Raw genomic sequence first — 26,692 nt, forward strand, 5'->3', positions numbered from 1 at the left:
ATGAACTCCAGTTCGTTATTATGAACACTAGTTTGTAAAAAATGAACTAGTGTTCGCTACAGTGAACTCTAGTTCTTTAAAAGCAACCATTAGTTTGTTAAAAATGAACTTTAGTTCGTTACAATGAAGTCTAGTTCGTAAAAAATGAACTCTAGTTTGCTAAAAGCAAACACTAGTTTGTAAAGAATGGACGCCAGTTCTGTAACAATGGATTAAGTGATGACAGACCATTAACCGATAAACTATTAAACTTTAAACTATAAACAACACGCAATGAGAAAGCTTCTATTATTTGCTTTGATGGGTGCTGGTATCGGTGCTACAGCACAAGATATTAAGAATAACCCAGGATCAAATCACGGTAATAAGTTTGAGCAGTTGGGTACTATTTTACCTACGCCAAATGAATATCGTACTGCTAGTGGTGCCCCAGGTCCTAAGTATTGGCAACAACGTGCCGATTATGACATTAAATGTACCCTTGATGAGAAAAAATTGTTATTAACAGGAAGTGAAAGTATTACCTATTTTAACAATAGTCCAGATGTATTAACCTATTTGTGGTTACAATTAGATGAAAACGAACATAGTTCTGTGTACAATTCTGGCTACCAAACTAGTACCACACTTGGTAGAGCGCAAACTGTGGCAGGCTTACAAGCACTTGCTGATGCAAAAAAAGACAATGGCAATGGTGACAAAATTTCTAAAATCACGGATGCTTTGGGCAAACCGTTAACCTATACCATCAACAAAACAATGATGCGTATAGAATTGCCAACGGCGTTAAAACCAGGTCAAACATTTAAATTTAATATCGACTGGAGCTACAAAATCACAGACCGCTTATCTGTAGGTGGCCGTGGTGGTTACGAATATTTCCCTGAAGATGGTAACTATATTTTTACAATGACACAATGGTACCCTCGCCTTTGCGTATACAGCGATTTTCAAGGCTGGCAAAATCACCAATTTGTTGGTAGTGGCGAATTTGCACTAACATTTGGCAACTTTAATGTGGCCATGACAGTACCTGCTGACCATGTTGTTATGGCTACTGGTGAAGGACAAAACTATGCTAGCGTATTAAGCGCAGCACAACAAGCACGCTGGGCTACTGCAAAAAATGCAAAAGAACCAGTAGAAGTAGTAACGCTAGATGAAGCCACAAAAGCTGAAAAAGCACCATCATCTGCTACAAAAACTTGGGTGTTTAAAGCTAGTAATGTCCGCGACTTTGCATGGGGTTCTTCTCGCAAATTTGTTTGGGATGCCATGCCTGCTTATGTTGAGGGCAAAAAAGTAATGTGTATGAGTGCTTATGGTAAAGAGGCTTATGGTTTGTACCGTAAATTCTCTACCAAGGCAGTTGCGCACACTATTAAAACCTACTCTAAATTTTCTATACCTTTTCCTTATCCAGTAGCACAAAGTATTGAAGCGAGTAATGGTATGGAATATCCAATGATTTGCTTTAATTATGGTAGAACCGAAAAAGATGGTACTTATACAGAAGCAAGCAAAAATGGTATGCTTGGTGTTATTATTCACGAAGTAGGCCACAACTTCTTCCCAATGATTATTAATAGCGATGAGCGCCAATGGACTTGGATGGACGAAGGCTTAAATAGCTTTGTAGAATACCTTACCGAAGAGTTGTGGGACAACAAATTCCCTTCTCGTAAAGGTGCTGCTTGGTCTATTGCAGATTATATGCGCTTACCAAAAGATCAGTTAGAACCAATTATGACCAATAGTGAAAATATTATCAATTTTGGTCCTAATGCTTACACCAAGCCAGCTACGGGTTTAAATATATTGCGTGAAACCATTATGGGGCGCGAATTATTTGACTACGCTTTTAAAGAATATGCACGTCGTTGGGCATTTAAACATCCTACACCAGCCGATTTATTCCGTACTATGGAAGATGCAAGTGGCGAAGATCTGGATTGGTTTTGGCGTGGCTGGTTTTACGGTACAGAGCCTTGCGATATTGCGATCGATACTGTAAAACATGCCATTTTCGATCCAACTGCTACTGCTCAAGCTGGTGGTGGTTTTGGCGGAAGAGGTGGTGCAGGATTTGGTGGTGGCAACGGTGTTGCAAAACCACAAGTACCTTTATTTGACGATATTTCTAAAATTAGAAATAGAGAAGATAAAAAAATTGTGTTTCAAGTAGATGCAGATACAACGCTAAGAGACTTCTATTGGAGATACGACAGAGGTATTGAGCCTTACGATAGTACTGCAAAAGCGGCTTTACCGCCAGCGGCAGCGCCTGCAGGACCAGAAGCGTTAACCGATGAAGAAAAAGCGAAATATGCAAATACCCATTTGTACGAAATTACATTTAGTAACAAAGGTGGTTTAGTAATGCCAATTATTGTTGAGTTTAAATTTGAAGATGGTACAAATCAAATAGAAAGAATACCAGCACAGATTTGGCGTAAGAATGAAAACTTAGTAACCAAAGTTTTCATGACTACTAAAAAAGCAGTGTCTATTAAATTAGATCCATTGCGTGAAACAGCTGATATTAATGAGGCTAACAATGTATGGGGTAAAGTAGATGCAGAACCTAGCAAATTTGCTTTGTTTAAAGCTGGTGCGGGCAACCGTAGAAATCCTGCTGCTACCACCAAAAATCCAATGCAGATTGCTAAAGAAAAAAGTGGTAAATAATATTGGTTATTGAAATGATTTTTGTGATTAAATGATAAAAACGGTGCAGCCAAATGGCTGCACCGTTTTATTATACTATTTATTTAATAACTCCCTTTAGGGCTGGGGCATTACCCCGTTCTACCATCTCTTACTTTAAAAGCTTTTTTACCAGAGTTTTTTTTCTCAAAATCTAATATCTCTTTCGTCTTCAATTGCTCAGGTGTTTTTTTGGTAGAATCTGTTTTGGCCACTTCAGTTGGTGCTGCGCCTGCTACTTTTGGTATTACCAATTTATCCATATCATAATTTTCGGTTTTTATTAGCGACAAAGAGCCCGGTCTATAATATTTCCAAACCCCGTTTTTATAGGTTTCGCCTTCCCGTTTAACTACTTTTCTGATCACCTTGTATTGGTCTACAACATCGGGTACATCTATGGTATCGTAAGGTTTTTCTGGATTAATGGCGCGCCAGCTTTCTTCTCTTTCTAGGCCTGCAATGGTATAGTATCTACAAATGCCGTCTTTATAGCCCCAACGGTAATTTTCAAGCCCTATAAAATCGCCCTCTAAGCTATACAAGCGCCATGGGCCTTCTTTTTTATCGTTTTTAAATACACCTTCTTCCTCATAGCCAGGTTCGCCACGTAGGCTTTCGATGCGTATTTTCCATTTGCCTTGCTTTTGATTTTTCATATCAGTGCAATTAATGGTATCACCTGTAGACGTTAAACGATAGGTTTTACATTGTGCCCTACTTTGTAGACCAATGAATAATAATGGAACAATTAACCAACGCATATGGCTTGTATTTAGTCACCCAAAATTAGCAAACTATTAGCGCAAGAAATTGCTAATATCTTTTAAAGTGCACATTAAAAAAGCTACTAACCAAATTAAGGTAGTAGCTTTTTTCAATATTTTAATACAAAATACTTATACAAGTTCCCTTGTCAGGTGTATCTTGGTCATGTCTAGATATTGGTTTTGCAGTTGGTGTACATAATGCACATTAGGGTTGTGTCGTTTATCTTCTCTATACCACATTTCCATTTTGCTAAAATCGCCATCTACGGGTGTTACAATTCTGAAACTACCTTTTTTGTATTTGGCAGAGCCATCCGCATTCGGTTCTTTACTAAAACCAAGGTCTAGTAAAGCCGCGTCATCTAGCACAATCGGGTGGAGATGTTCGGTATCAAACCAAAATTCTTGAACATCGGTGCGTACGCATACTTGTTTTTCGTCACCATTTAGGTTTACTACTTCGCCAGTAGATAGTTGGCCTTCGTATTCGGCTTGCAGAAAGTCGCCAATTTTAATGTCGTTGAACTTAATCATATAGCTTATCGTTTTAGAACGAGAAGATAATGCTTTTTTTGAAATAGCAACCTTTTTTCAGTATTATTTTTTGGTAACCAGCATTTGTTTTCCAATAAAGCTGTGGTTGCGTCGCACACTTGTGCGCTTTGTACGCTATGCAACTACCGTTTACTATGCTGCGCTGCTACAAAGGCTTCAAACTGTTCAAGATTAAAGCTACTCAAATTTTTTGCAGCGGTAAGGCCAGCCTTCTGCGCTACCAAAACACCGTATTTGCAATCTGCATAACCCTCTATCGCATGCGCATCTGGATTAATTGATATTAATACGTTTTTATCTAATGCATGTTTAATCCAACGCCAATCTATATCTAGTCGCCTTGGGTGTGCATTTAGTTCTATCACCACATTATTGGCAGCACAAGCATCTATAATTTTGAAATGGTCTACAGGGTAGCCACCACGGCTTAGCAACAATCTACCCGTCATATGACCGAGTATAGATGTATATGGATTTTCTATGGCATTTATCAAGCGTAACATTGCTTTGTCTTCACTCATCTTTAAGTTCGAGTGGATTGAAGCAATCACAATGTCAAAGGTTTTTAGTATATCTGTATCGTAATCTAAACTACCATCACCAAGTATATCGCTTTCTATGCTTTTAAATAGCTTAAATGGTGCCATTTTAGCGTTTATCTCAGCTATTTGCATATGTTGCGCTAGTACCTTTTCTTCAGGCAAGCCTTGCGCATAAAATGCTGTTTTCGAGTGGTCGCTTATTACCAAATATTCATAACCTTGAGTTTTAGCAGCACTAGCCATTTCCTCAAGGGTATTTACACCATCACTCCATTTACTATGGCTATGTATAATTCCCTTAATATCTTCAGTGGTAATGATGGTTGGTAAGCTATTGCTTTTCGCTTGTTGTATTATTGTAGCATCTTCACGTAAGTAAGCAGGTATTACAGCTAGATTGGCAGTTTCAAATATGGCTTCTTCGCTGTCGTAGTTAGCAGTTTCATCCCAACCTGTAATATTGTTCCAGCTATTTAAAAAAGCTGCACTACAACTTGTAGTAAATAAAGTGCTGTAAAAAGCGGAATTATTGACGCAATAAAAACCAAGTGTTACATTTTCTTTACCTACAAACGATGCATAATTACCATCGTCATCTACCAAATCAAATTGATGTTTCGTTAAAAAATCTATCAGTACTTGTTTATCTAGCGTGGTTACCCATTCTAGTTTTTCTATTATTTCAAGCTGCCTTCTAAAAGCGCCCGTTACCGTAAATGTTTCTTTTGGAAATAAGGCTTGCATTTTAGCATGCACATTGTGTGCAAAATGTTCTATTTGCTGGTATAAATAACTACCAAGGCTACCTAGATAAAACTCAATGCCTTCTTTAATATTTTGTTGGGTTTTTTCGCCAAAACCTTTGTACAGCATCAAGCGGTTTTCGTTGCATGCGTAAAGCAGTTCCCCCAATGTTTCTATTTCTAGCTCTTTCCAAATGGTAGAAATCTTTTTAGGACCAATACCTTTTATGTTTAGCATTTCTATAATGCCTGGTGGTGTATTGGCTAAATAGTCGTTTAGTAATTGTAATTCGCCTGTTTCTATTTGTTCTACAATTTTCTCGCCAATGGTTTTACCAATGCCTCTAATAGCGAATATTTTATCGGCTGACAAATCTGCTAGTGGAGAAGGCAACTTTTCAATGGTATAAGCCGCAACTGAGTAAGATTTCGTTTTAAAACTATTCTCACCATGTATATCCATCAATTTACCAAGTAACGAGAAGTTTTCGGCTATCGCATAATTATCCATAAATGATTGTTTCTTTTTTGAAGCAAATAAAATTCGTTACAAATCAACGTAATCATTTCCATCAACTACTAAAATAAAAAATCCCGAAGTTACCTTCGGGACTAATAGTATGATAGTAAAACTATTTACTTATTTACTACTTCTTTTTAGAAGCGGCTTTCTTTGCAGGAGCAGCTTTTTTAGCAGGTGCTGGGGCGGCTTTCTTTGCAGGAGCAGCTTTTTTAGCAGGTGCTGGGGCGGCTTTCTTTGCAGGAGCAGCTTTTTTAGCAGGTGCTGGGGCAGCTTTCTTTGCAGGAGCAGCTTTTTTAGCAGGTGCTGGGGCAGCTTTCTTTGCAGGAGCAGCTTTTTTTACGGGAGCGGCTTTCTTTGCAGGAGCGGCTTTTTTAGCAGGTGCTGGCGCAGCTTTTTTCACTGGTGCCGATGCAGCCTTTTTTGCAGGAGCAGCCTTCTTTGCAGGGGCGGCTTTTTTTGCAGTTGCCATGTTTTTAGATATTTAATGGTTAGTTAATAACCTAAAAGTAAAAACAAATTGCCTACTACAAAAATATTTTTATTCAGTCACTTCTACCGGACTTACAGAAACATAAGTTTTGTCTTCTCTAGTTTTTCTAAATTGAACTAAACCATCAGTTAATGCAAACAATGTAAAGTCTTTACCAACGCCTACATTTTTACCAGGGTGGTATTGTGTACCCCTCTGACGAATGATGATATTACCAGATAATGCTGGCTGACCACCAAATATTTTAACGCCTAAACGTTTGCTGTTAGAATCACGACCGTTTTTTACGGAACCTTCACCTTTTTTGTGTGCCATCTTATAAAGATTTGAAAATTTTAATTTGATAATCTACTACTCACATTTGCACAATAGTATATTATTGATACCTACTTAAAATATTAAGCAATACTTTCAATTTTAATGCGGGTATAGTGTGTACGGTGACCATGTTTCTTGCGGAAACCTTTTCTACGCTTCATTTTAAAAGCGATTACTTTGTCACCTTGTACAAGGTCTTTAACTATTTCAGCAGTTACTACAGTTTTAACGTCTGCACCTACGGTTAAGGCACCAGCATTATCAACTAACAATACTTCGCTGAATTGAACTTTATCGCCAGTGTTACCTTCAATATGAGGTACGTACAAACTATCTCCAGCTTGTACTTTAAATTGCTGACCTGCTATTTTTACAATTGCTAACATAACTATCCAAAATTTGGACGGCAAAAGTAAGGGTATAACTTCAAATTTCGTAACGATTTTCTAAATAAATTATTTTAACAGGTATTTACCTCGAAAAAATGTTTGTTTTTGAGCCAATCAGTACAATTTCAACTAATATTTCACAAAAAAATACCCTCATTTTCAGAGGGTATTTTTAGTAATTTATTAGTTATTACTAGCTGGTCTATCTTGTCTTGGTGGCGCATCATTGCGTTCTGGTCTTGGCATTAAGGCCTTACGGCTTAATTTAAATTTACCAGTACGTTGGTCTACATCCATCAATTTTACTTTTACTTTATCGCCTTCTTTAAACACACCATCCATGGTTTCTAGACGGCTCCAACTTATTTCACTGATGTGTAATAACCCTTCTTTTTTAGGTAAAAACTCTACAAAAGCTCCAAACTCTTTGATACTTTTTACAGTGCCTTCGTAGGTTTTGCCTACCTCAGGTATAGCAGTAATGCCATTTACCCAAGCCACGGCTCTTTCTAGGCTTTCTTTTTGAGGTGAGAAGATACTTACTTCACCTGTATTGCCTACTTCTTCAATATTGATAGTAGCGCCCGTTTCTCTTTGTATTTCTTGAATAATTTTACCACCTGGTCCTATTACTGCACCAATGAATTCTTTGTCGATAATCAATTTCACCATGCGTGGTGCATGTGGTTTCACGTCTTCACGTGCTGCTGGTATGGTTTCGTACATCGCATCTAAAATGTGTAAGCGACCTTTACGTGCTTGTTCTAGTGCTTCCATCATTACTTCCATACTTAAGCCATCTACTTTAATGTCCATCTGTACACCGCAAATACCATCACGCGTACCAGTAACTTTAAAGTCCATATCACCTAAATGATCTTCATCACCTAAAATATCCGTAAGAATAGCATATTTACCGTCTTCACGTGTAATTAAACCCATTGCTACGCCACTTACGTGCTTAGGAATAGGTACGCCAGCATCCATTAAAGCTAATGAACCTGCACATACAGTAGCCATAGATGACGAACCATTGCTTTCTAAAATATCACTTACTACACGAACCGTGTAAGCATATTCGTCGCCTGGCATCATTTGTTTTAGGCTACGCATCGCAAGATTGCCATGACCCACCTCTCTGCGGCTTTGACCACGCATCATTTTTACTTCACCAGTACTAAATGGAGGAAAATTGTAATGTAAAAAGAATTTGCTATCTACTGATTTGGCGGCACTTTCTACTAATAATTCGTCTAAGCCTGTACCAAATGTAACGGTAGTTAAAGATTGTGTTTCACCTCTAGTGAATAATGATGAACCATGTGGAGTAGGTAATACATCTATTTCCATCGCAAGTGGACGAACTTGATCCAATTGTCTACCATCTAAACGGAAACGATCGTCTATAATCATGCTTCTGACAACTTCCCATTGTAAATCAGCATAATATTTTTTAGCTAATTTCTTTTGAACATCGGTAATTTCTTCGCCAAAACTCGCTATTAATTCTTCTCTTAAAGCAGCATAAGCATCGCTACGTTCGTGTTTGGCAGAACCTTTGCGAGAAATTTCGTAAATTCTATCTTTTGCAAATGCTTCAACTTTCGCTTTAATATCTGCATCTTCTACTGGTTTTTTATACTCTCTATATCCAGTTACGCCTTTAGCCGCTCTCAACTCATGCTGTGCTTTAATTTGTACACGGATAGCATCGTGGGCTAATTGTAAAGCTTTTATCAAATCCTCTTCGCTACATTCTTTTGCTTCACCTTCCACCATCATCAGGTTTTTCTCGGTTGCAGCAATAATAAATTCTAGGTCAGATTGCTCAAGTTGGGTTCTAGTAGGGTTTACAATAAACTCACCATTTAAACGGCTGATACGAACTTCCGAAATAATTTCTTTCATTGGTATGTCAGAAACCGCAATAGCAGCCGATGCCGCTAAACAAGCCAACGCGTCTGGCAACACTTCTAAATCGCTAGAAACAAGGCTAATTAATACTTGTACATCACAGAAATAATCTTCTGGAAATAATGGGCGTAAAGCACGGTCTACTAAACGACTTGTTAATATTTCGTAATCGTTTAAGCGTGCTTCTCTTTTAAAGAATGAGCCTGGAATACGACCAGCTGCTGAAAATTTCTCTTGGTAATCTACGCTTAAAGGAAAAAAATCTTGTCCTTCTTTTGGATCCTTATTGGCAACCACAGTTGCTAATAAAATACAGTTGCCTTGACGAACGGTAACCGCACCATCTGCTTGGCGGGCTAGCTTACCGGTTTCAATAATTACTTCTGCACCATTAGGCAGCAAAAAACTCGATTGTATTGGTTGTGATAACATTGTTGGCGTTAAATGTGATAATGTAGTTAATGTGCTAATATAATGCCATTACCATTATCTTGTTAAAATAACTAATGAAAGTAAAAAATAGATATGAGTGAAAAACACAAATCCCAACATCAAAGAGAAGTTGGGATTTGCACATACTAGAAAATGAATTCAGTAAAGTATATGAATGCCTCCAAACCCCCCTTGTAAGGGGATTGAGACCTTATTTTCTTAAACCTAATTTTTCAATCAAAGCACGGTAACCCATTAGGTTAGTTTTTTGCATATAGCTTAACAAAGCTTTACGCTCACCAACTAATTGAATTAAACCTTTTTGGCTTGAAAAATCTTTTTTATTAGTCTGTAAGTGTTTGCTAATATCTAAGATTCTCTCAGTTAATAAAGCTATTTGAGCTTCAGTAGAACCAGTGTTAGTTGCAGCACCACCAAATTGGGTGAAAATGCTAATCTTTTTTTCTTTAGTAATTGACATCTTAATTTCTTTTAGAGCAAACGGTATTGCTTCTTTTAAATTTTTTATGGCTGCAAAAGTAAGAGAAATTTTCTAAGTGCAGAAAGTTTTAAAAAATATTTTTTTTCAAATACAGCAAATAGCTAGCAAAGCCATAGGAAAGCCCACGCTATTCCCACTTAACTAGGTTGTAAATGGTATTGGTTTTAAATAGATAAAAAAGGCGCATCTAGCGTTTTGCCAAAATACCATCGGCTATATTTGCCCCAAACTTAGCGATTTTGCCACGGATAGTCTGTACAGTAACCAACGATTTAAGCTACGACCAACGGATGCAGCGTATCTGTATGTCGCTGTCTAGTGCTGGTTATGGCGTAGTTTTAGTAGGCAGACGATTAAAAAAATCCAAGCCATTACAAAAGCAACCATTTATCCAAAAGCGCTTGCCCTGCTATTTTACTAAAGGCTTTTTGTTTTATACAGAATATAATCTACGACTGCTATTCTTTTTGTTATTTACAAAAGCTAATGCCTTCTGTGCCATTGATTTAGATACTATTTTACCCAATTATATCGCATCTGTTATCAGACGTAAACCTAGAGTGTACGATGCCCATGAATTATTTAGTGAACTAATAGAGGTTGTAAGTCGCCCTCGGGTGCATAAAATTTGGCTAGCAGTAGAACGTTTTGTAGTACCAAGCTTTCAGCATGGCTATACAGTTAATCTGTTTATTAAGGAAGAGTTTAAAAGGCGTTATGGTGTTGATTATCAAATAGTAAGAAATCTGCCATTGAAAAAAGAAATCAATGTATTAGAAAAATATCCTCGCTTTACAATATTATACCAAGGCGCTGTGAACGAAGGTCGCAGTTTTGAAACTTTGATACCTGCTATGCAACTGGTAGATGCCAATTTGTTAATATGTGGCAACGGCAATTATTTTACCCAAGTGCAAGATTTAATACAGCAATACGGTGTACAAGATAAGGTTGCGCTAATGGGGGCAGTATTGCCCAATGAACTAAAAGCTATTACATCTAAATGTCATGTTGGAGTTACCATATTTGAAAGTGAAGGATTGAATCAATATTACTCCCTTGCTAATCGTTTTTTTGATTATATGATGGCAGGTATACCTCAAATATGTGTCAATTATCCTGAATATGCCCATATTAATAACCAATATGGGTTTGCTTACATGATAAAAGATGTACAGCCGCAAACAATTGCAATGGCATTGAACAATTTAATGGCCGACAACGTTTTATATCAACAGTTAAACGCTAATTGTGCTATAGCTAATGAGCAGCTAAATTGGCAACAAGAAGAAAAAATATTGATTCAATTTTGGAACACGATAGTTTAAAGCCATATAAATTTTGGAAAAGCATTTACATATTATTTGTTTGAACGTGCCTTATCCGGTAAATTATGGCGGTGTGTTCGATCTATTCTATAAGCTGCCTGCCTTACAAGCAGCTGGCGTAAACATACATCTACATTGTTTTAATTATGGGCGTGGTGCGCAAGAAGAATTAAATAGATATTGCGTATCAGTTAATTATTATGAGCGCAGAGAAGGACATAAAAGTATTTCTACATCACTACCTTATATTGTAGCTTCTCGTAAAAATGATGCGTTATTGGATAATTTACTGCAAGATGATTATCCTATTTTTATGGAAGGGGTACATTGTACATATCTATTGAACGATGAAAGATTTGCTCGAAGACGCAAATTTGTTCGCATACACAATGTAGAATACCAATATTACCATGACTTATATAAAACTGCTACTTCACCATTAAAGAAATTATATTATTGGCGAGAAAGCAATTTACTAAAACGTTATGAGGCTTCAATTGCAGATAAGGCAACTGCCTATTGGGGTGTTACACATAAAGATGTTGCTTATTATCGTAATGAATATCAATGTAAAACCATCGATTATTTGTCATTATACTTGCCACCAACTTGGGAGGTAAAGGGTATTACAGGTATTGGTAATTATTTCTTGTACCAAGCAGATTTAAGCGTGGATGCCAATGAGAAAGCCGCTATTTGGTTGTTAGAAAAAGTGTTTAGCAAAATAGAAGTCCCCTTTGTAATTGCAGGTAAAAATCCTAGTGAAAAGTTACAACGTTTGGCACATTCCCAGTTGCATACTTGTATTGTTAGCAATCCTTCTGAAAGAGAGATGCAGGACATGATAGCGAAAGCGCATGTGAATATTTTGCCATCTTTTCACAGTACAGGTATTAAACTAAAATTGTTAAACGCCTTATACAACGGCAGGCATTGCTTGGTAAATAGGGCTACTGTAGATGGTAGTGGCTTAGAAAGCCTTTGCCATATAGCCAATACTGCCGATGAATTTATTGCAGCCGTTCAAGCTATTGAAAACCTGCCTTTTGTAGCCGAAGATGTACAAATACGCGAAATCGCTTTAAAAGGGATGTTTAATAATGCTGCCAATGCTGCGCAGCAAGTACAATGGATTTGGACTGATTATGCGTAATTATTTTGCAAAAACTTGCGAGTTTAAGAGATAGAATCCAAGCCTCAAATTTATTTTAAGCTTACTGATACAAGTATCCGTACTCAATTTTACCGATTAGTTGCTTTTGCTTGTTGTAACATATTTCACTTTCCTTCAAGCCTTTATCATTGTAAGTGTACGTCCATACCAAATAATTACTGCCACCATTGGTTACTTGGGTCATTTTGCTAATTCTCCCTTTGTCATCGTATTCGTACAAAAAGTCTGGTAGCATTTGCTTGGCCCTAGTATTAAAACGTACAATATCTGTCACTTGATTTTTATCGTTGTAATAGTAGTAGTAGGTTTCAAAAATTTTGCCTTTTCTTTTCCAATGTTCTTCACCAATATTACCCTTTTCATCGTATACAAACTCAATAAAAGTAGTATCTACTTTATTTTTAATTTTTAGTAAGGATGCAGGGATATTATTGGCATTATAAGTCCAAATATGTACTTCGCTGCTATTAATTTGTACTGCTGTATCGCTGGTGTTTGAGGAAATAATGGTAGGTAAGCCTTTATCGTTGTAAGTAAATGTATTAGTGGTTTCTACTTTATGATTGACATCTACGCTTTTCTTTACCCTGTTGTTTTCATAAGTTACGGTTAATGTACTTTTTGTACCCTCTTGAAGCGCTGTATTTGTAATCGTTTTTCTAAAATCGGGGCTTACTTCCTGCTCTATGCTAAAGCCCTGTGTTACTTCCCCGGACGGCTCATAGCTAATGGCTTTAATGTTTTTAACTCTGGCTTGTTTTAGCAACTTAAACTGTTGATTGCTTAATGTATTGGCAACAATATCATTGTAATAATATTGACCATGAACAATGCTACAAAAACAAACACTAACTACTACAAAAACAATACGCATCTCGGAAGATTTTCCTCAAATGTAGAAGCAAGTTTATTAACAATCCAAAAACATCAAAGCATATCATTGGCTATAATCGGTTGTTCCTGTATTTTTAGCCAAATATTAACAGCGTGTCTCACTTAAAAGAAAGAAAGGAAAAGCAGTGCCTTAATTGTAATGCCATTATTTATGGTAGATTTTGCCATGTTTGTGGGCAAGAAAATGTGGAGCCAAAAGAATCTTTTTTACATTTAGTAAGGCATTTTATAGAAGATGTTACCCACTTTGACGGTAAGTTTTTTGATACGTTGCGCTACCTTATTTTACGTCCTGGTTTTTTAGCTTACGAGTACATGCGTGGACGTAGAAACAGCTATTTGAATCCAATTAGAATGTATGTGTTTACGTCGGCTATTTTCTTTTTAATTTATTTTTCAGTAAATAAACAAGAACATAAGGGGAAGGATGGTAAAAATATAGCTGCTAATGAACAAAGCGATAAGGGTGGTCTTTTTAATATCGGCGATAGTATACAGGCAAATTTTAAAACAAATTTTGAAAAGGAGCATGTAATCGATTCATTAGAGGCTATTAATCAAATATTATCTGATTCTATTCTTAAAACTAAAGATGCTAGTGCTAAAGAAAAGCTAATTAATAAACAGAAAACCGTTGTTAGTATTTTAAAAATCAGCAAGTCTATTATTGGTAATACAATTAATGAAGATACAATTACACATAATATCGCCAGCGCGCAGAAAACCGTAATAAAAGATTCCTCAAAAGCTAATAAATATACATTCAAAAAAATTGATTATAAATTAGATAGTGTATATCTAAAAAAGCTGGAAGATTCGATAATTAAAACCAAAGACACAGCCGTAAAAAGGCGTTTACAAGATTTGAAAAATGGAATAAATAAGAAAGATATTATTGTAGATGATGTGTCTATTGAAGAAACGAAAGACGATGATGAGCCAGATTCAGTATCCACCAGTGGGTTGAAAGTATCTAGTAAAGAGAAGGATAAACATAGTGATACGAAAAGTAGAAGCGCTTTTGAAGGTTTTTTGGATGGATTATCTGAAAACAGAGAAGAGGTAACGCATAAAATACCTCAAGTGATGTTTATTACTTTACCTTTTATGGCGTTAATATTGCAATTATTGTATAGGCGATTAAAGCAATTCTATTATGTTAATCATATTATTTTTATCGTTAACCTTTATATCGGTGTTTATTTATTGATCTTATTAGAGTTGGGTTTAAATTATGTCTACAGTCTTTCTCATTTTGGACTCTTCTCTTTTTTAGCATCAGTTGTTAGTCTAGGTACATTTTTTTACGTATATAAATCCATACGCAACTTCTACCACCAAGGTAGGTTGAAAACATTCATCAAATGTTTATTGTTATATTTCATGTTTTTCTTAGTTGCTATTATTAGTTTTCTCATTGTAGCCGCCTTACCTTTTTCGTTATCACATTAAAACTTTACAATGCCTACATTATCAGATAGTTTTTTAAAATTGGTTGGTATCATGGATGACCTAAGAGCCAAGTGCCCTTGGGATAAAAAACAAACCATAGATACTTTACGTCCATTAACCTTAGAAGAAACCTATGAGCTTGCTGATGCGATTACCGATCAAGATTTTAAAGGCATCAAAGAAGAACTAGGTGATGTACTGTTGCACATTTTATTTTATGCAAAAATTGGTAGCGAACAAAACCAATTTACTTTACAAGAAGTAATTGATGGCATTAGCGAAAAACTCATTATACGCCACCCGCATATTTATGGCGATGTAACAGTAGAAAATGAAGAAGATGTAAAGCGCAATTGGGAACAAATAAAACTTAAAACCAATAACAAAAAAAGCGTTTTAAGTGGCGTGCCAAAAGCATTACCCGCAGTGGTAAAAGCGACACGTATTCAAGAAAAAGCTAAGCAAGTAGGTTTTGAATGGGAAAACAAAGAAGACGTATTTAAAAAAGTACAAGAAGAAATAAGCGAGCTACAAGAAGCCATTGCTGAAGATAATCAAGCGCACATAGAGGAAGAATTTGGCGATGTGCTATTTAGCCTTATCAATTATGCACGGTTTTTGAAGGTAGATGCCGAAGGTGCTTTAGAAAAGACCAATAAAAAATTTATGTACCGCTTTCAACAAATTGAAGCCATAGCCAACGAACGCGGCAAAGCCTTGCAGGACATGACTTTAGGTGAAATGGACGATATTTGGAACGAAGTAAAACGCTTAAATAAAAACGCTTGACCCAATCATTACGCACAGCTTTTGCGCTCAATAAACGTTTGCTAATTACAGCTTTGTGTTTGTATGTGGCTTCTATTTTGGTTACAGCTTTTTTAATTTATCGTGCAGCACCCAAGCAAGTTGTAAAACAACTCGAAGCTAAGCTAGCTAAGCATGAACTAACGTTTGATAAAATTTACAACGATACTGCTTTATTATCGTTGCTTACAAAAGATACGCTTACACCTAATATTTCGCAATTACAAAAACTGCCTTTTGGATTGTTTGTAAATGTGCTGAACGATGTTGGTCATCCTATTTTAACGTATTGGAATAGTAACCAATACTATTTACCAAACCAGAATTTGCCACAACGCGATGGCAGCTATTTTATTACTAATCAAAATGGCAATTTTGAAGTCGTTAAAAAAACGGTGCGTTTTAATGGGCAAACTATTTTAAGCTATGCGGTAATACCTATTCGATGGCATTATTTTATTGAGAATAAATATTTACACACCAATTTTGATGGCTTTAGCGATTTAGATGCTCAATACGATATAAGGAACGATGCGGGGGCTTATGCAGTTCATAATAGTAGTGGACAAGCCATTTTTAAAATTTCACCTAAGCAAAGCGATTATTTTATCACCTACGATTTGGCGACTATTTTACTCCGAACATTGGCGGTATTACTTTTTGTGATTGCGTTAAATAGTGTGAGCCTGCAATTAGTTAAAGACAAAGGCTTTGCAAAAGGTTTTACTGCGCTAGTATTTACAGTGATAGTGCTGCGTTTGCTCACTTATATATTGCCTTTTCCATTTCAGTATGCTAAACTTGGCTTGTTCGATCCGTCGGTTTATGCGTCTAATAAGTTACATCCATCTCTAGGCCATTTGTTAATTAATAGTATGCTAGCCTTTTGGCTGATTGGCTTTTATAAATTTAATAATCCAGATGAGCGTAAAAAAACACAAGTACCTAAATGGACAATATTTGTTAACTTAATTTTACTGCTGGCTGTTACTTTACTTACAGCCAATATTATTACCAGTATTGTAGCAGATTCTAAAATCTCATTCGATGTTACCAACTTCTTTAGTTTAGACATCTATAGCGTAATTAGTTTTATTATTTTGGGTTTCTTAGCGCTTGCTTTTTATCACTTATCGCACATTTTATTAAGGCCCGTTCTTAGAAGTCAATTACCACTTTGGCAGCAATTGTTGGTAGTACTTGTAGCAGGTTTTTTATATTTATCATTTACCGTTGGTAGCAACAAAACCGCCATGCATTTAGCCATATTGGCTTGGTTGCTGTTCTATATGGTATTGGTTTATTGGCGTAGTAGCGATATCCATTTACCACTATTAAAATCTTCTTTTTTTATTTTTTGGATGATGTGGTTAGCTGCTTCCTGCACTGTTTTGGTAAGTTCGCAAAACAAAATCGTAGAGTGGGAGCAACGTAAAAAAATGGCAGAGCGATTGTCCTATCAAAGCGACCCCAATGGCGAAAATTTATTGGCCATAGCGATGGCTAATTTTGATAATAAAAGCCTTGCTACAAATTTTCATCGTTTTCAATCTGAGTACGCCAATAAATTTTTGAAAGATAGCTTGCTAGGGCAAAATTTTTCTGGTTACCTCAATAAATTTGATACGCGTATTTACACCTTTGATAGCTTGTACCATCCTTTATACAACGATGATTCTACCACTTATGCTATCTTAAAAACTATTGAAGTTACTAAAGGCAAAACTGGCAGTATGCCAGATTTATATACCTACCAAAATGCCGATCAAGTTAATTATTTATTCGAAAAAATAATAGAAAACAAAGGTGTGAAGCTCGGCTATTTTTTTGTAGTAGTAAAGCCTAAACGTTATAAAAGCGAAGCCTTGTATCCAGAATTATTCAAACAGGTACAAGATTTAAATATCGACTTAAATACCAATTATGCTTATGCTGTGTATATCAACGGGAGGATAGTAAACAAGCTTAACGACTACGATTTTCCGACACAAATAAGCAGCAAAGCATTAACACCATTTGAATACAAAAAAATTACAGCCCCCGATTATACCGAGCTTTGGTACAATGCGGGCAATGCTAAGTCTATTATTATTGCTAGGCAAGACCCTGGCTTGATAGAAGTAGCTACCTTATTCGCCTACTTATTTTTTACTTTTTTAATATTAGTAGTGAGTTTTCATGCAGGTAGTTATTTGCTGCGAACAGATTTTTCGAAACTCACGCTTAAGCAATTGTTGCAAGCCAATATTCGCTCCCAAATACATACCACTATCATCTTTGTTAGCTTATTTTCCTTCGTAGTAGTAGGCGTAGCTACTATTTCGTTTTTCATTAGTCGGTTTAATAAAACCAACGAAGCAAGGCTTAGCAAAACCATACAATTAATAGGCAACGAAATTGAAAGCAAGGTGAAAGAAATTCGCACCCAATTATTTTTGGATGATGTGCTTACCTTATATGATGTAGGGTATGTAAACGACCTTGAACATAAAATAACCGAAGTATCGGAAGTGTATAATGTAGATATTAATTTGTTTACAGCCAATGGTTCGCTTAAAGCCACTACACAACCTTATATCTACAACAAATCGCTATTAAGTTATCAAATGAACCCGATGGCTTTTGATGCTTTGCATTACAACAAAGCCAGCCGTTTTGTACAGACAGAGTATATTGGCAACCTGAAATATATCAGTATTTACATCCCTATTTTTGATGAGGAAGGCCATGCTTTTGGCTATATCAATATTCCTTATTTAAACTCGCAAATAGAGTTGACGCAAGAGATTTCTAACTTTATAGCAACACTCATTAATTTAAATGCCTTTGTATTTTTACTAGCTGGCGCTATTGCTTTTTTGCTTACTGAGCGTATTGTATCTGCCTTTAAAGCCATTGCCGATAAAATGCAACAAGTGAACTTATCGCAACACAATGAGGTTATTACTTGGCACAGAAATGATGAGATAGCGCCATTAGTAAACGAATATAATGCCATGGTGCAGAAGCTAGAACAAAGTGCTGTAGCGCTTGCTCGTAGCGAGCGGGAAGGTGCGTGGCGAGAAATGGCAAGGCAGGTAGCACATGAAATTAAAAACCCGCTCACACCTATGAAACTAAGTATACAATACTTACTTAGAGCCATAGATGCTGACGCTGCCAATAGTAAAGAACTCTCCAAAAAAGTAGCCACCACCTTAGTAGAACAGATAGATCAATTGGCTAAAATTGCAGGCGATTTCTCACAGTTTGCCAATATTAACAATGTGAAGCTAGACACCTTCGATATAGCCGACGTACTTAGTTCGGTTATAGCTTTGTATCACCACAGTGAGGGGGTTACCATTCATTATCAGCATGCACTTGCTAGCTTAGTAACTGCTGACAAAACCCAACTAAATCGCCTATTTACCAATTTGATTAAAAACGCAATAGAGGCGGTGGGCGATGAAAACGAAACCCGCAAACCAATCATAACCATTGTACAACAGCAGCAAGCAAAAACGGTGGTAATTAGTATTACAGACAATGGCAAAGGCATACCCGAAGCTATGCAAAGCCGCATATTTACCCCCAATTTTACTACCAAAACCTCAGGTACGGGCTTAGGTTTGGCCATTTGCAAGGGTATTGTAGAAAATATCAATGGCACCATAGAATTTAGCACCGAAGCTAATGTAGGTACCACGTTTACGGTAAGCTTGCCTTTAGCGAATGTTTAGATTTCGATAACGCATCTTTTTGTACTTAGCCAATCGGCAGTTCAGCTTTTGGTTATTAGTCCTCACCACCAGATAGCTATCGAATCAGGGCTAGATTGGCAGCTAATAAGTCCCCTCATCAGAGGGGTGTTAGCTTGCTGAAGGGGTGCAATATATTGCAGTTTAATATATAATGTACCTCGCAGACTTTGAAGGTTTCCGAAATTTCAAGATCTCTAAAAAATGGGTCAGTATTAACAAAACTTAACAGGTCTTAAAGACCTGTCAGTTTTATCGCAAGCCTATTACCCGAAGGTAAAAACAATGGCAAGTCTATTTTGCGCATACCGATGTAAAAGCAGTACCTGAAGAACTGACATTAAATTGGGCAGATGTAGCATATTATCAGTACACAAAGCACTACAAGCCGCAATGTTAGTGGCGATTATATGCCAATAAACTTTAAACTATTTGAATAAGCTTGTAAAGCCCTTACTGAACTACAACCAATGGTGAACGAGTTGGGCTTTTAAAAAGTAAAAATCTACAGGTTTAGAAAATAAAGGCAGGGGTCATCCAAAAATGGCTAAGGATCACTCGAAAATGGTTGAGAGGCACCAAAAAACAACTGAGGGTCACTCAGAAATGGGTGAGGGGCATCAAAAAATGGGCAAGAGGCACTCAGAAATGATCGAGGGTCACCTAGAAATGATTGAGAGGCATAAAGAAATGGGTGAGAGGCTCTAAGAAACGGGTTAGCGTCTGTTTCTCGACAGTTTTTTTCAAAAAAAGCCCGCATTGCAATAGCAAATTGGGCTTTTATTGTTAGGGGGCATACTGTTTTTTAGCACTTTATTCTTTCCAACCGAGCTGTTCACGTAATTGTGGGCTGTCGCTAAGGGCTACAATGGCCATTTTCTTAAAGTCACTCATCCAATCTGCAAAGGCATCTAGCGCCATATCACGTTTTTTAGTAGCTGCCTGCGCCTCGCCAGTTTCTTTCTTTTGGCTAGCTGCTAAGTCAGACAAGCCTTCAAATCCTGTTTTTTGAGCGGTTAATATGGCTTCTGTAATGCCTCTTATGGCTAATGCTGTTTGATAATCTGCATTTTTTAATACGCCATTATAAAACTGTAAGGCTTGGGCTTGAAAGCCGCTTTTACTTTTTTTACGCTCACCCGGTAAACCTAAAGCTACTTGTGCCGCTACATCGTTTTTAAATACCACCCTTGAAATGGTTAGGTTTTTTGAATAGGTCTCATGTAGGGCATTTTCTTTAGCCGAATAGGTAACAGTGGCTTTGTATTGTTCACCGTACTCTTTTTTCTGCTGTTCGTGTAGCGTTTCTAAAGTTGCTACCTCTTGCAGTTTGGCACCAATTATTGCAGGTGTATAGCCTATGCCCAATAGCTTAGGCGCTATTGCTGGTAGTGCAGCATTTTTTAATGCTGTTTTACAGGCTGCTAAATAGTGCACAATGTCTTGGTAATTACTTTGTGGCTTCGGTACTGTTGGTGTTGTGGGTGTTGTTTTTGACGCTTCCATAATTGGTTAAATTTTATTTAATTGCAATGTAAAAAAGCTGGCTTAAAATATATATACTGCTTTATTATATTTATCCACATATTAAAGGTTTCGTGTGAACAAACTAAGTATAATATGTTTTCGCTTATTTAATGAATAGAACGGGCTGCCATGGAAATGGCAGCCCGTTCTATTCATTACTAAACTTGCGTAAAAAAAACCGAGTTTAAGAACGAGAAACTAGCCCTGTTTGCTTTAGTAGCTGTCTATTATCTCGTTTGTGCATCATATTGTACACCAATGTATAAATGATTGGCAATATTAGAAGTGTTAATATAGTAGAGGTAATTAACCCACCAATTACTACAATGGCTAGTGGTTTTTGTGTTTCACTTCCAATACCTGTAGATATTGCCGCTGGCAATAGCCCAATGGCTGCCATTAAAGCCGTCATTACTACTGGGCGTACCCTAGAAATAACCCCTTGTAATATGGCTTCATGGAACGGCATTTTGGCACTCAAATTTTTCCGAAACACACTTATTAATATCACCCCGTTTTGAATACACACTCCAAACAAGGCAATAAACCCAATGCCAGCACTAATACTAAAGTTGATGCCTGTAATGTGAAGCGCTAGTATACCACCAATGAGCGCAAACGGCACATTGATAATGGTGAGTAGCGCATCTTTTACATTGCCAAACGTGATAAATAAGATTAAGAAAATAGCTAGCAAACAAAGTGGTACTACATTAGCTAAGGTATTTACCGCTCTTTGTTGGTTTTCAAACTCACCGTTCCAGCTAAGCTTGTAACCATGGGGTAGTTTTACCGCAGCGTTTACTTTTTCATGTGCTTCTGCTATGGTACTGCCTAAATCTCTACCGCGTACAGAGAATTTTACAGGTATATAGCGGCTGTTATTATCTCTATACACAAAAGCAGGGCCTGTAAGGGTTCTAATATCTGCAATTTCTTTCAGCGGTATTTTGCTGCTATCCTGTGTAGGAATCATCAGTTGTTCTATCTTGTCCTCCGAGTCTCTAAATTCTTTTTGATAGCGTATTCTAATATCAAATTTGCGTTCCCCTTCATACAATTGTGTAGCTGCTTTACCGCCAATGGCCATTTCTATTACAGATTGTGCATCGGCTACGCTTACGCCGTACAAGGCCATTTTTTCTTGGTTTAGTTCTATTCTAAACTCTGGCTGACCAAGATTTCGCAATACGCCTAAGTCTTCAATACCTTGTATTTTGCCCAAGGTGGCTTGCACTTGGTTGGCAAGGCTATCAAGTACTTTAAAGTCTTTGCCAAATATTTTTACCGCAAGCGATGCGGGTACACCAGCCACCGCTTCCTCCACATTATCCCTAATTGGCTGCGAGTAGTTGAGTAACAAACCTGGAATTTTACTCAATTGTCGGTCCATACTATCTACAAGCATGTCTGTAGTAATGCCTTTGCGCCACTCGTCTTTTGGCTTTAAGTCTACCGCTATTTCTACGTTAAAAAAGCCTTTAGGGTCTGTACCATCATTGGTTCTACCTATTTGGGCAAGCGTATGTTTTACCTCAGGAAACTTGCGAATCATTTCTGTCATTTTATCTGAAATGGCTTTTGATTGCGATAGTGAGGCGCTCATAGGCAATTGCGATTTTACCCACAAAGCACCCTCATCTAATTCGGGTAAAAATTCGCTACCTAAAAACTTAGCAGAGAAAAAGCTTAATGCCATTATAATTACTGCTATTAGTACACTCAGCTTTGGTACTTTAAAGGCTTTTTCAAATAAGTATTTAACCCCGTTTTCAAAAAAGCTTACGATAGGATTGTGTTTTTCACGAACATTTTTGCGTAGCAAAATACTAGATAGCGCAGGTACCAATGTTAAGGTAAAAATAAGTGCCCCAAGTAATGCAAAGCTGAGTGTATAAGCTAGTGGCGAGAACATTTTGCCCTCAACTTTTTGGAAAGCGAAAATGGGTATTAAGCAAGTAATGATGATGATTTTAGAGAAGAAGATGGCTTTACCCATTTCTGTACCTACATTTTTAAATAGGCCTAGCTTGGCAAGTTTATTAAACTTCTCCATACCTACTTCTTTGGCTTTATGGTCTAGTGCTACAAATAAGCCCTCAACCATTACCACGGCACCGTCTATGATGATACCAAAATCTATCGCCCCCATCGATAACAAGTTGGCCGTCATGCCTTTTAAACGCATACACATAAACGCAAATAGTAGCGATAGTGGGATGATAATGCTTACGGTAACGGTTGTACGCCAGTCGGCCATAAACAACAGTACAATGCAAGTAACCAATACAATACCTTCAATAAGGTTGTGTATAACGGTGTGCGTTGCAAAATCCATCAGGGTGGTACGGTCGTAAAATGGCACTAGTTTTACATCTTTCGGTAAAATATCTTCGTTAATTTCTTTTACTTTCTCATGAATTTTATCTAATACTTCGGTTGGGTTTTCGCCTTTTCGCATTACCACAATACCTTCAATAATATCGCTTGTCGTGTCTTTAGATACTAGGCCAAGTCTGGGTTTACCCGTTTCTTTTACTTCGGCCAGGTTACGTACCAAAACGGGTACACCACTAATTTTGGTAACAATAATATTTTGTATTTCATTGATATTGTTAAGCAAGCCAATACCACGCACTACATAAGCTTGCCCATTACGTTCAATAACATCGCCACCTACATTAATATTGCTTTTATTAATGGCATTGAATACATCTAAAGATGATAGGCTATATTTCGTTAATAAATTGGGATTGACACTTACTTCAAAGCTCCTCTCTTCGCCACCAAAACTGTTCACATCTGCCACACCTGGTACACGTTTAAATTCTTTGTCAAGCACCCAATCTTGAATGGTGTAAAGTTCTCTTATGTTACGTGTTTTGCTACTTAATGTATAGCGATAAATTTCGCCAGTAGGACCATAAGGCGGCTCTAATTCTGGTTTTAGGCCATCGGGTAAATCTACATTGCCAAGGCGACTTAATACTTGTTGTCTACCAAAAGCATCATCTACGCCATCATCAAAAATAATACGTACATAGCTTAAGCCAAAAGAGGAGGTAGTACGTAGGTTGCTCTTTTTTTGAACCGATGTTAATGCCGTTTCTAGTGGAACTGTAATAAATTTTTCTACCTCTTCAGCACTGCGGCCAGGCCACTGCGTAATGATGATAATTTGCGTATTAGTTACATCAGGAAAGGTTTCTATGGGTGTATTTTTATAGCTCACAAATCCAATAACGCCCATTACCAAGGTAAGAAAAAATACCAAGGCTCTGTGGCGAAGTGAAAAGTGTATGATAGCTTTTATAAACTTGTTCATCTTAAATTAAATAATAGGGTGATTAATAAGTGCAAAAACATAAGCACTGCTAATGATAGATGTCAGCCATTAAGGGGTTGTTGTATTTAGTAATTGCTGAAACACCAGTAATTGATTGGTTACTATCAATTTATCACCGTCTTTTACACTACCACTGATATAGGTTTTATCGCCTACAGTTTTTATAACAGTTACTTCTGCAATTTTTAAGTCAGTATTACTGTTGTATACCACCACAAAGCTTTTACCATCTTGGTCTATTAAAGCTTTGGTAGGTAAACTAAGCGACTGCGTGTTTTCTTGGTTGCTAATAATTACTTTGGCAAACATTTCTGGTTTTAATAAGCCACCTGCATTATCCAATCGTATTCTTATTTTCAAGGCTTTGCTGGTAGGGTCTAGCACTTCGCTTATTTTATCTATTTTACCTGTAAATATTTTATTAGGATAAGCTAAGGTTTTCACCTCAGCAGTATTACCTTCTTTCACTTTAGCAATATCATCTTCAAATACATTAGCATATATCCACACGTCTTTTAAATCAGAAATGGTAAATAAATAATCGCCCATATCAGGTCGTATAAAATTGCCGGCATTTACTTTTTTCTCAACTATGTAACCATTAATAGGTGAGTTAAGCGTGTAAGTACCGCCTGCATTGGTGTTTTTGCCACCATTAATGGCTAAAGTGCTTTCTAGTTTGCTTTTAACGGCTTTAGCTTTTTCGTAATTCTGCTTTGCTTCATTTAATTCACGCTCGCTTGCAATACCATTGGTAAATAAGTTTTGCGTATTGTCAAGTTGTCTTTTGGCAATATTTATATCGGCATTGGCACTGGTTAAATCTGCATAGCTGCCAGCCACATCTGCACTGCGAATAATGACAAGTACTTGACCTTGCGTTACTTTATCGCCAAGACTTACCTTGCATTCAATCACCTGACCACTGCTACGCGGAAACACTTTGTTAATCGTGTTTTCGTTAAAACTTACTTCGCCGCTTAAGGTAATAGTGCTTGTAAGAAAAAGGTTTTTAACGGTATCTATGGCTATCATTTTTGCCATACTATCGCTAATAATAAATGGCTTGGTGGTTGTTTCTGGTGCTTTAGTCTCGTGACAAGCACTAGTAGTAAGTACTAGTAAAATACCTGCTTTATAAATTGTTTTTTTCATGGTAATATTTTTTTCTGTTGATATATTGTAATGACCGTTTTATTAACACTGCAATCAGATTTATCATTGATTGGTATGATAATTCAATTCCTCTTTAGCCAATTGTAGGTTTAATTGTTGCTGCAAAAGTTTCTGCTGGCTATCGGAGTAGTCATTAAAAAAATCTAAAAATTCTAGTAAATTGATTTGCCGTTGTTGATAGCTTTCAACCATATTATTGTAAATAAGTGTGTAGCTATTATAGAAGTCTTTTTGTGTAGCATTATTTTGGCTAATACTTAGCATTAATTTTCTGTAAGCATTTGCTACATTATTGCGCAGTTCGGTTTCAGCACTTTGTGTAATGGCTTTTTGTTGTTTAATATTTGCCTCTGCCGATTTAATATTGCCTTTATTTTTATTAAATACGGGTATTGGAAGCGATACACCAAGCCCGATATAGTTAGGGGCAAAATTTGAATTGCGGTCAAAGTTTGGTCCAAGTGTAATGTCAGGTGTTTGTAGCGCTTTTTGATAAGTGAGATTTTGCTGCTGATACACTGTTTGCGATTGTTGTAGCAAATAGTAGGGATTGCTCTTTAGTGCTATACTAGTGAGTGTTTCAAGGCTTTCGGGTAGTTGAATGCTAGTACTTAAAACCTCACTAGGTTTAATAAATGTATTAGGATTTGTAACCTGCAATAAGGTTTTTAAATCTGCTTCATTATCAGCTAAATCTTTAGTTAAGTCAACAATATCTTGTTGTAGCGATACTACTAAAGCTTGTACACGTACAAAATCTTTTTTTGCAATATTGCCGGCAGTTAACTGTGCTTCCATCCCTTTTAAGAGCTTGTTTAGCTGTACCGCCTGATTATTATAAATAGCAAACAAGGCCAATTGCTGCTGAATATGATAATAATCTTGATGTAGTTGATAACGTAAATTACGCATTACATCTTGCAACTGTAATTCGCTTAACTTGGCATTAGTAGTTGCTAGTGCTATTTGCTTTCCACGCTTTTTTGCAGTTAAAATTAGCTGCTGAAGCTGTACATAATACTGACCCACATAGTCACCATTGGCATCCTTGCCATAATTTAAAAACTTGCCATTGGCACCAATCATAAAGTCGGTATTCAACGTTGGGTTTTGCCATACTTTGGCTTGTTCAATTAATGCTTTTTGTGCATCTACATTGTAATGTTGGGCAAGTAATACAAAATTGCTATCTACAAATCTTTTTTCTACCTCTCGGAGGCTGAGCCTAATTGTGTCTTGAACGGCTTGTGCTAAAAGTGTACCATTAACTATGAAACTGAAGGTCACTATTAGTAGTAATTTCAGACAAATGGGCCTAAATATTTTTTTAGACATAGTGAATTTTTTATGTATTGAATAATAGT

The 26,692-nt window shown here is 36.8% G+C and carries 19 protein-coding genes; 6 read left to right on the forward strand and 13 right to left on the reverse strand.

All coding sequences use genetic code 11. The features are described 5' to 3' along the window. Positions 1–273 precede the first annotated feature (273 nt). Positions 274–2,688 carry a M1 family metallopeptidase gene (locus tag ACFOW1_RS10765; RefSeq protein ID WP_379014204.1) on the forward strand — a complete coding sequence of 805 codons (2,415 nt, stop codon included), beginning with the start codon at positions 274–276 and terminating at the stop codon, positions 2,686–2,688. 110 nt (positions 2,689–2,798) lie between these two features. Here ACFOW1_RS10765 and ACFOW1_RS10770 read toward each other — a convergent pair whose 3' ends face one another. The 8 genes from ACFOW1_RS10770 to rpsO all read right to left on the reverse strand — a co-directional run bounded on the left by ACFOW1_RS10770 (position 2,799) and on the right by rpsO (position 9,863). After that, a complete protein-coding gene (locus ACFOW1_RS10770) occupies positions 2,799–3,470 on the reverse strand; it encodes a hypothetical protein (protein WP_379014205.1) in 672 nt (223 codons plus the stop codon). A gap of 135 nt (positions 3,471–3,605) precedes the next feature. Further along, on the reverse strand, positions 3,606–4,010 hold the full coding sequence (locus ACFOW1_RS10775; RefSeq protein WP_379014207.1) for a hypothetical protein: 405 nt from the start codon (positions 4,008–4,010) through the stop codon (positions 3,606–3,608). Between the two features lie 143 nt (positions 4,011–4,153). Further along, positions 4,154–5,827, reverse strand: coding sequence for a helix-hairpin-helix domain-containing protein (locus ACFOW1_RS10780; protein WP_379014209.1), 1,674 nt, complete (start codon positions 5,825–5,827; stop codon positions 4,154–4,156). Between the two features lie 136 nt (positions 5,828–5,963). Continuing rightward, on the reverse strand, positions 5,964–6,308 hold the full coding sequence (locus tag ACFOW1_RS10785) for a hypothetical protein (RefSeq protein ID WP_379014211.1): 345 nt from the start codon (positions 6,306–6,308) through the stop codon (positions 5,964–5,966). A gap of 69 nt (positions 6,309–6,377) precedes the next feature. Beyond that, positions 6,378–6,644 (reverse strand): 50S ribosomal protein L27, encoded by a 267-nt coding sequence (gene rpmA, locus ACFOW1_RS10790; RefSeq protein WP_379014213.1) that lies wholly within the window; start codon positions 6,642–6,644, stop codon positions 6,378–6,380. 83 nt (positions 6,645–6,727) lie between these two features. After that, the gene (rplU, locus tag ACFOW1_RS10795) at positions 6,728–7,033 is read right to left on the reverse strand and encodes a 50S ribosomal protein L21 (protein ID WP_379014214.1); all 306 of its coding nucleotides are present in this window, start codon (positions 7,031–7,033) and stop codon (positions 6,728–6,730) included. A gap of 186 nt (positions 7,034–7,219) precedes the next feature. Continuing rightward, entirely contained in the window at positions 7,220–9,382 is a 2,163-nt protein-coding gene (gene pnp / locus ACFOW1_RS10800; RefSeq protein WP_379014215.1) for a polyribonucleotide nucleotidyltransferase, read from the reverse strand. A 211-nt stretch (positions 9,383–9,593) separates the two neighbouring features. Beyond that, entirely contained in the window at positions 9,594–9,863 is a 270-nt protein-coding gene (rpsO, locus tag ACFOW1_RS10805) for a 30S ribosomal protein S15 (RefSeq protein WP_379014216.1), read from the reverse strand. Between the two features lie 260 nt (positions 9,864–10,123). On the opposite strand from rpsO, the gene ACFOW1_RS10810 reads away from it, so the two are divergent. Together ACFOW1_RS10810 and ACFOW1_RS10815 are read left to right on the forward strand one after the other, a co-directional pair. Then, on the forward strand, positions 10,124–11,212 hold the full coding sequence (locus ACFOW1_RS10810; RefSeq protein WP_379014217.1) for a glycosyltransferase: 1,089 nt from the start codon (positions 10,124–10,126) through the stop codon (positions 11,210–11,212). Positions 11,213–11,225: 13 nt separating this feature from the next. After that, a complete protein-coding gene (locus ACFOW1_RS10815) occupies positions 11,226–12,365 on the forward strand; it encodes a glycosyltransferase (RefSeq protein ID WP_379014219.1) in 1,140 nt (379 codons plus the stop codon). A gap of 61 nt (positions 12,366–12,426) precedes the next feature. Here the strand turns inward: ACFOW1_RS10815 and ACFOW1_RS10820 are convergent, their stop codons facing one another. Next, on the reverse strand, positions 12,427–13,260 hold the full coding sequence (locus tag ACFOW1_RS10820) for a hypothetical protein (protein ID WP_379014220.1): 834 nt from the start codon (positions 13,258–13,260) through the stop codon (positions 12,427–12,429). 113 nt (positions 13,261–13,373) lie between these two features. Here ACFOW1_RS10820 and ACFOW1_RS10825 point away from each other — a divergent pair, with 113 nt between their 5' ends. From ACFOW1_RS10825 to ACFOW1_RS10835, 3 genes are read left to right on the forward strand one after another with little or no spacing between them, the layout of a single operon-like run. After that, on the forward strand, positions 13,374–14,732 hold the full coding sequence (locus tag ACFOW1_RS10825) for a DUF3667 domain-containing protein (RefSeq protein ID WP_379014221.1): 1,359 nt from the start codon (positions 13,374–13,376) through the stop codon (positions 14,730–14,732). Positions 14,733–14,741: 9 nt separating this feature from the next. Then, on the forward strand, positions 14,742–15,521 hold the full coding sequence (gene mazG / locus ACFOW1_RS10830) for a nucleoside triphosphate pyrophosphohydrolase (protein WP_379014222.1): 780 nt from the start codon (positions 14,742–14,744) through the stop codon (positions 15,519–15,521). After that, complete coding sequence (locus tag ACFOW1_RS10835; RefSeq protein ID WP_379014223.1) at positions 15,518–19,261, forward strand: sensor histidine kinase; 3,744 nt, start codon at positions 15,518–15,520, stop codon at positions 19,259–19,261. The genes mazG and ACFOW1_RS10835 overlap by 4 nt, the downstream gene beginning before the upstream one ends. A gap of 831 nt (positions 19,262–20,092) precedes the next feature. On the opposite strand, the gene ACFOW1_RS10840 is transcribed toward ACFOW1_RS10835, so the two are convergent. The 4 genes from ACFOW1_RS10840 to ACFOW1_RS10855 all read right to left on the reverse strand — a co-directional run bounded on the left by ACFOW1_RS10840 (position 20,093) and on the right by ACFOW1_RS10855 (position 26,663). Then, positions 20,093–20,785 carry a hypothetical protein gene (locus ACFOW1_RS10840; RefSeq protein ID WP_379014224.1) on the reverse strand — a complete coding sequence of 231 codons (693 nt, stop codon included), beginning with the start codon at positions 20,783–20,785 and terminating at the stop codon, positions 20,093–20,095. A gap of 205 nt (positions 20,786–20,990) precedes the next feature. Further along, positions 20,991–24,131, reverse strand: a complete 3,141-nt coding sequence (locus ACFOW1_RS10845; RefSeq protein ID WP_379014225.1) for an efflux RND transporter permease subunit — start codon at positions 24,129–24,131, stop codon at positions 20,991–20,993. A 69-nt stretch (positions 24,132–24,200) separates the two neighbouring features. Continuing rightward, positions 24,201–25,307, reverse strand: coding sequence for an efflux RND transporter periplasmic adaptor subunit (locus ACFOW1_RS10850; protein ID WP_379014227.1), 1,107 nt, complete (start codon positions 25,305–25,307; stop codon positions 24,201–24,203). A 63-nt stretch (positions 25,308–25,370) separates the two neighbouring features. Continuing rightward, entirely contained in the window at positions 25,371–26,663 is a 1,293-nt protein-coding gene (locus ACFOW1_RS10855) for a TolC family protein (RefSeq protein WP_379014229.1), read from the reverse strand. Positions 26,664–26,692: the final 29 nt, after the last annotated feature.

The sequence above is a fragment of the Parasediminibacterium paludis genome, from assembly GCF_042651445.1.
Classification (GTDB): domain Bacteria; phylum Bacteroidota; class Bacteroidia; order Chitinophagales; family Chitinophagaceae; genus Parasediminibacterium; species Parasediminibacterium paludis.

Bases quoted from the DNA above. Each gene is read 5' to 3' on its own strand.
- pnp (WP_379014215.1), bottom strand. From the start codon at position 9,382: ATGTTATCACAACCAATACAATCGAGTTTTTTGCTGCCTAATGGTGCA.
- ACFOW1_RS10785 (WP_379014211.1), bottom strand. From the start codon at position 6,308: ATGGCAACTGCAAAAAAAGCCGCCCCTGCAAAGAAGGCTGCTCCTGCA.
- ACFOW1_RS10820 (WP_379014220.1), bottom strand. From the start codon at position 13,260: ATGCGTATTGTTTTTGTAGTAGTTAGTGTTTGTTTTTGTAGCATTGTT.
- ACFOW1_RS10770 (WP_379014205.1), bottom strand. From the start codon at position 3,470: ATGCGTTGGTTAATTGTTCCATTATTATTCATTGGTCTACAAAGTAGG.
- mazG (WP_379014222.1), top strand. From the start codon at position 14,742: ATGCCTACATTATCAGATAGTTTTTTAAAATTGGTTGGTATCATGGAT.
- rplU (WP_379014214.1), bottom strand. From the start codon at position 7,033: ATGTTAGCAATTGTAAAAATAGCAGGTCAGCAATTTAAAGTACAAGCT.
- rpmA (WP_379014213.1), bottom strand. From the start codon at position 6,644: ATGGCACACAAAAAAGGTGAAGGTTCCGTAAAAAACGGTCGTGATTCT.
- ACFOW1_RS10780 (WP_379014209.1), bottom strand. From the start codon at position 5,827: ATGGATAATTATGCGATAGCCGAAAACTTCTCGTTACTTGGTAAATTG.
- ACFOW1_RS10775 (WP_379014207.1), bottom strand. From the start codon at position 4,010: ATGATTAAGTTCAACGACATTAAAATTGGCGACTTTCTGCAAGCCGAA.
- ACFOW1_RS10840 (WP_379014224.1), bottom strand. From the start codon at position 20,785: ATGGAAGCGTCAAAAACAACACCCACAACACCAACAGTACCGAAGCCA.
- ACFOW1_RS10855 (WP_379014229.1), bottom strand. From the start codon at position 26,663: ATGTCTAAAAAAATATTTAGGCCCATTTGTCTGAAATTACTACTAATA.
- ACFOW1_RS10765 (WP_379014204.1), top strand. From the start codon at position 274: ATGAGAAAGCTTCTATTATTTGCTTTGATGGGTGCTGGTATCGGTGCT.
- ACFOW1_RS10850 (WP_379014227.1), bottom strand. From the start codon at position 25,307: ATGAAAAAAACAATTTATAAAGCAGGTATTTTACTAGTACTTACTACT.
- rpsO (WP_379014216.1), bottom strand. From the start codon at position 9,863: ATGTCAATTACTAAAGAAAAAAAGATTAGCATTTTCACCCAATTTGGT.
- ACFOW1_RS10845 (WP_379014225.1), bottom strand. From the start codon at position 24,131: ATGAACAAGTTTATAAAAGCTATCATACACTTTTCACTTCGCCACAGA.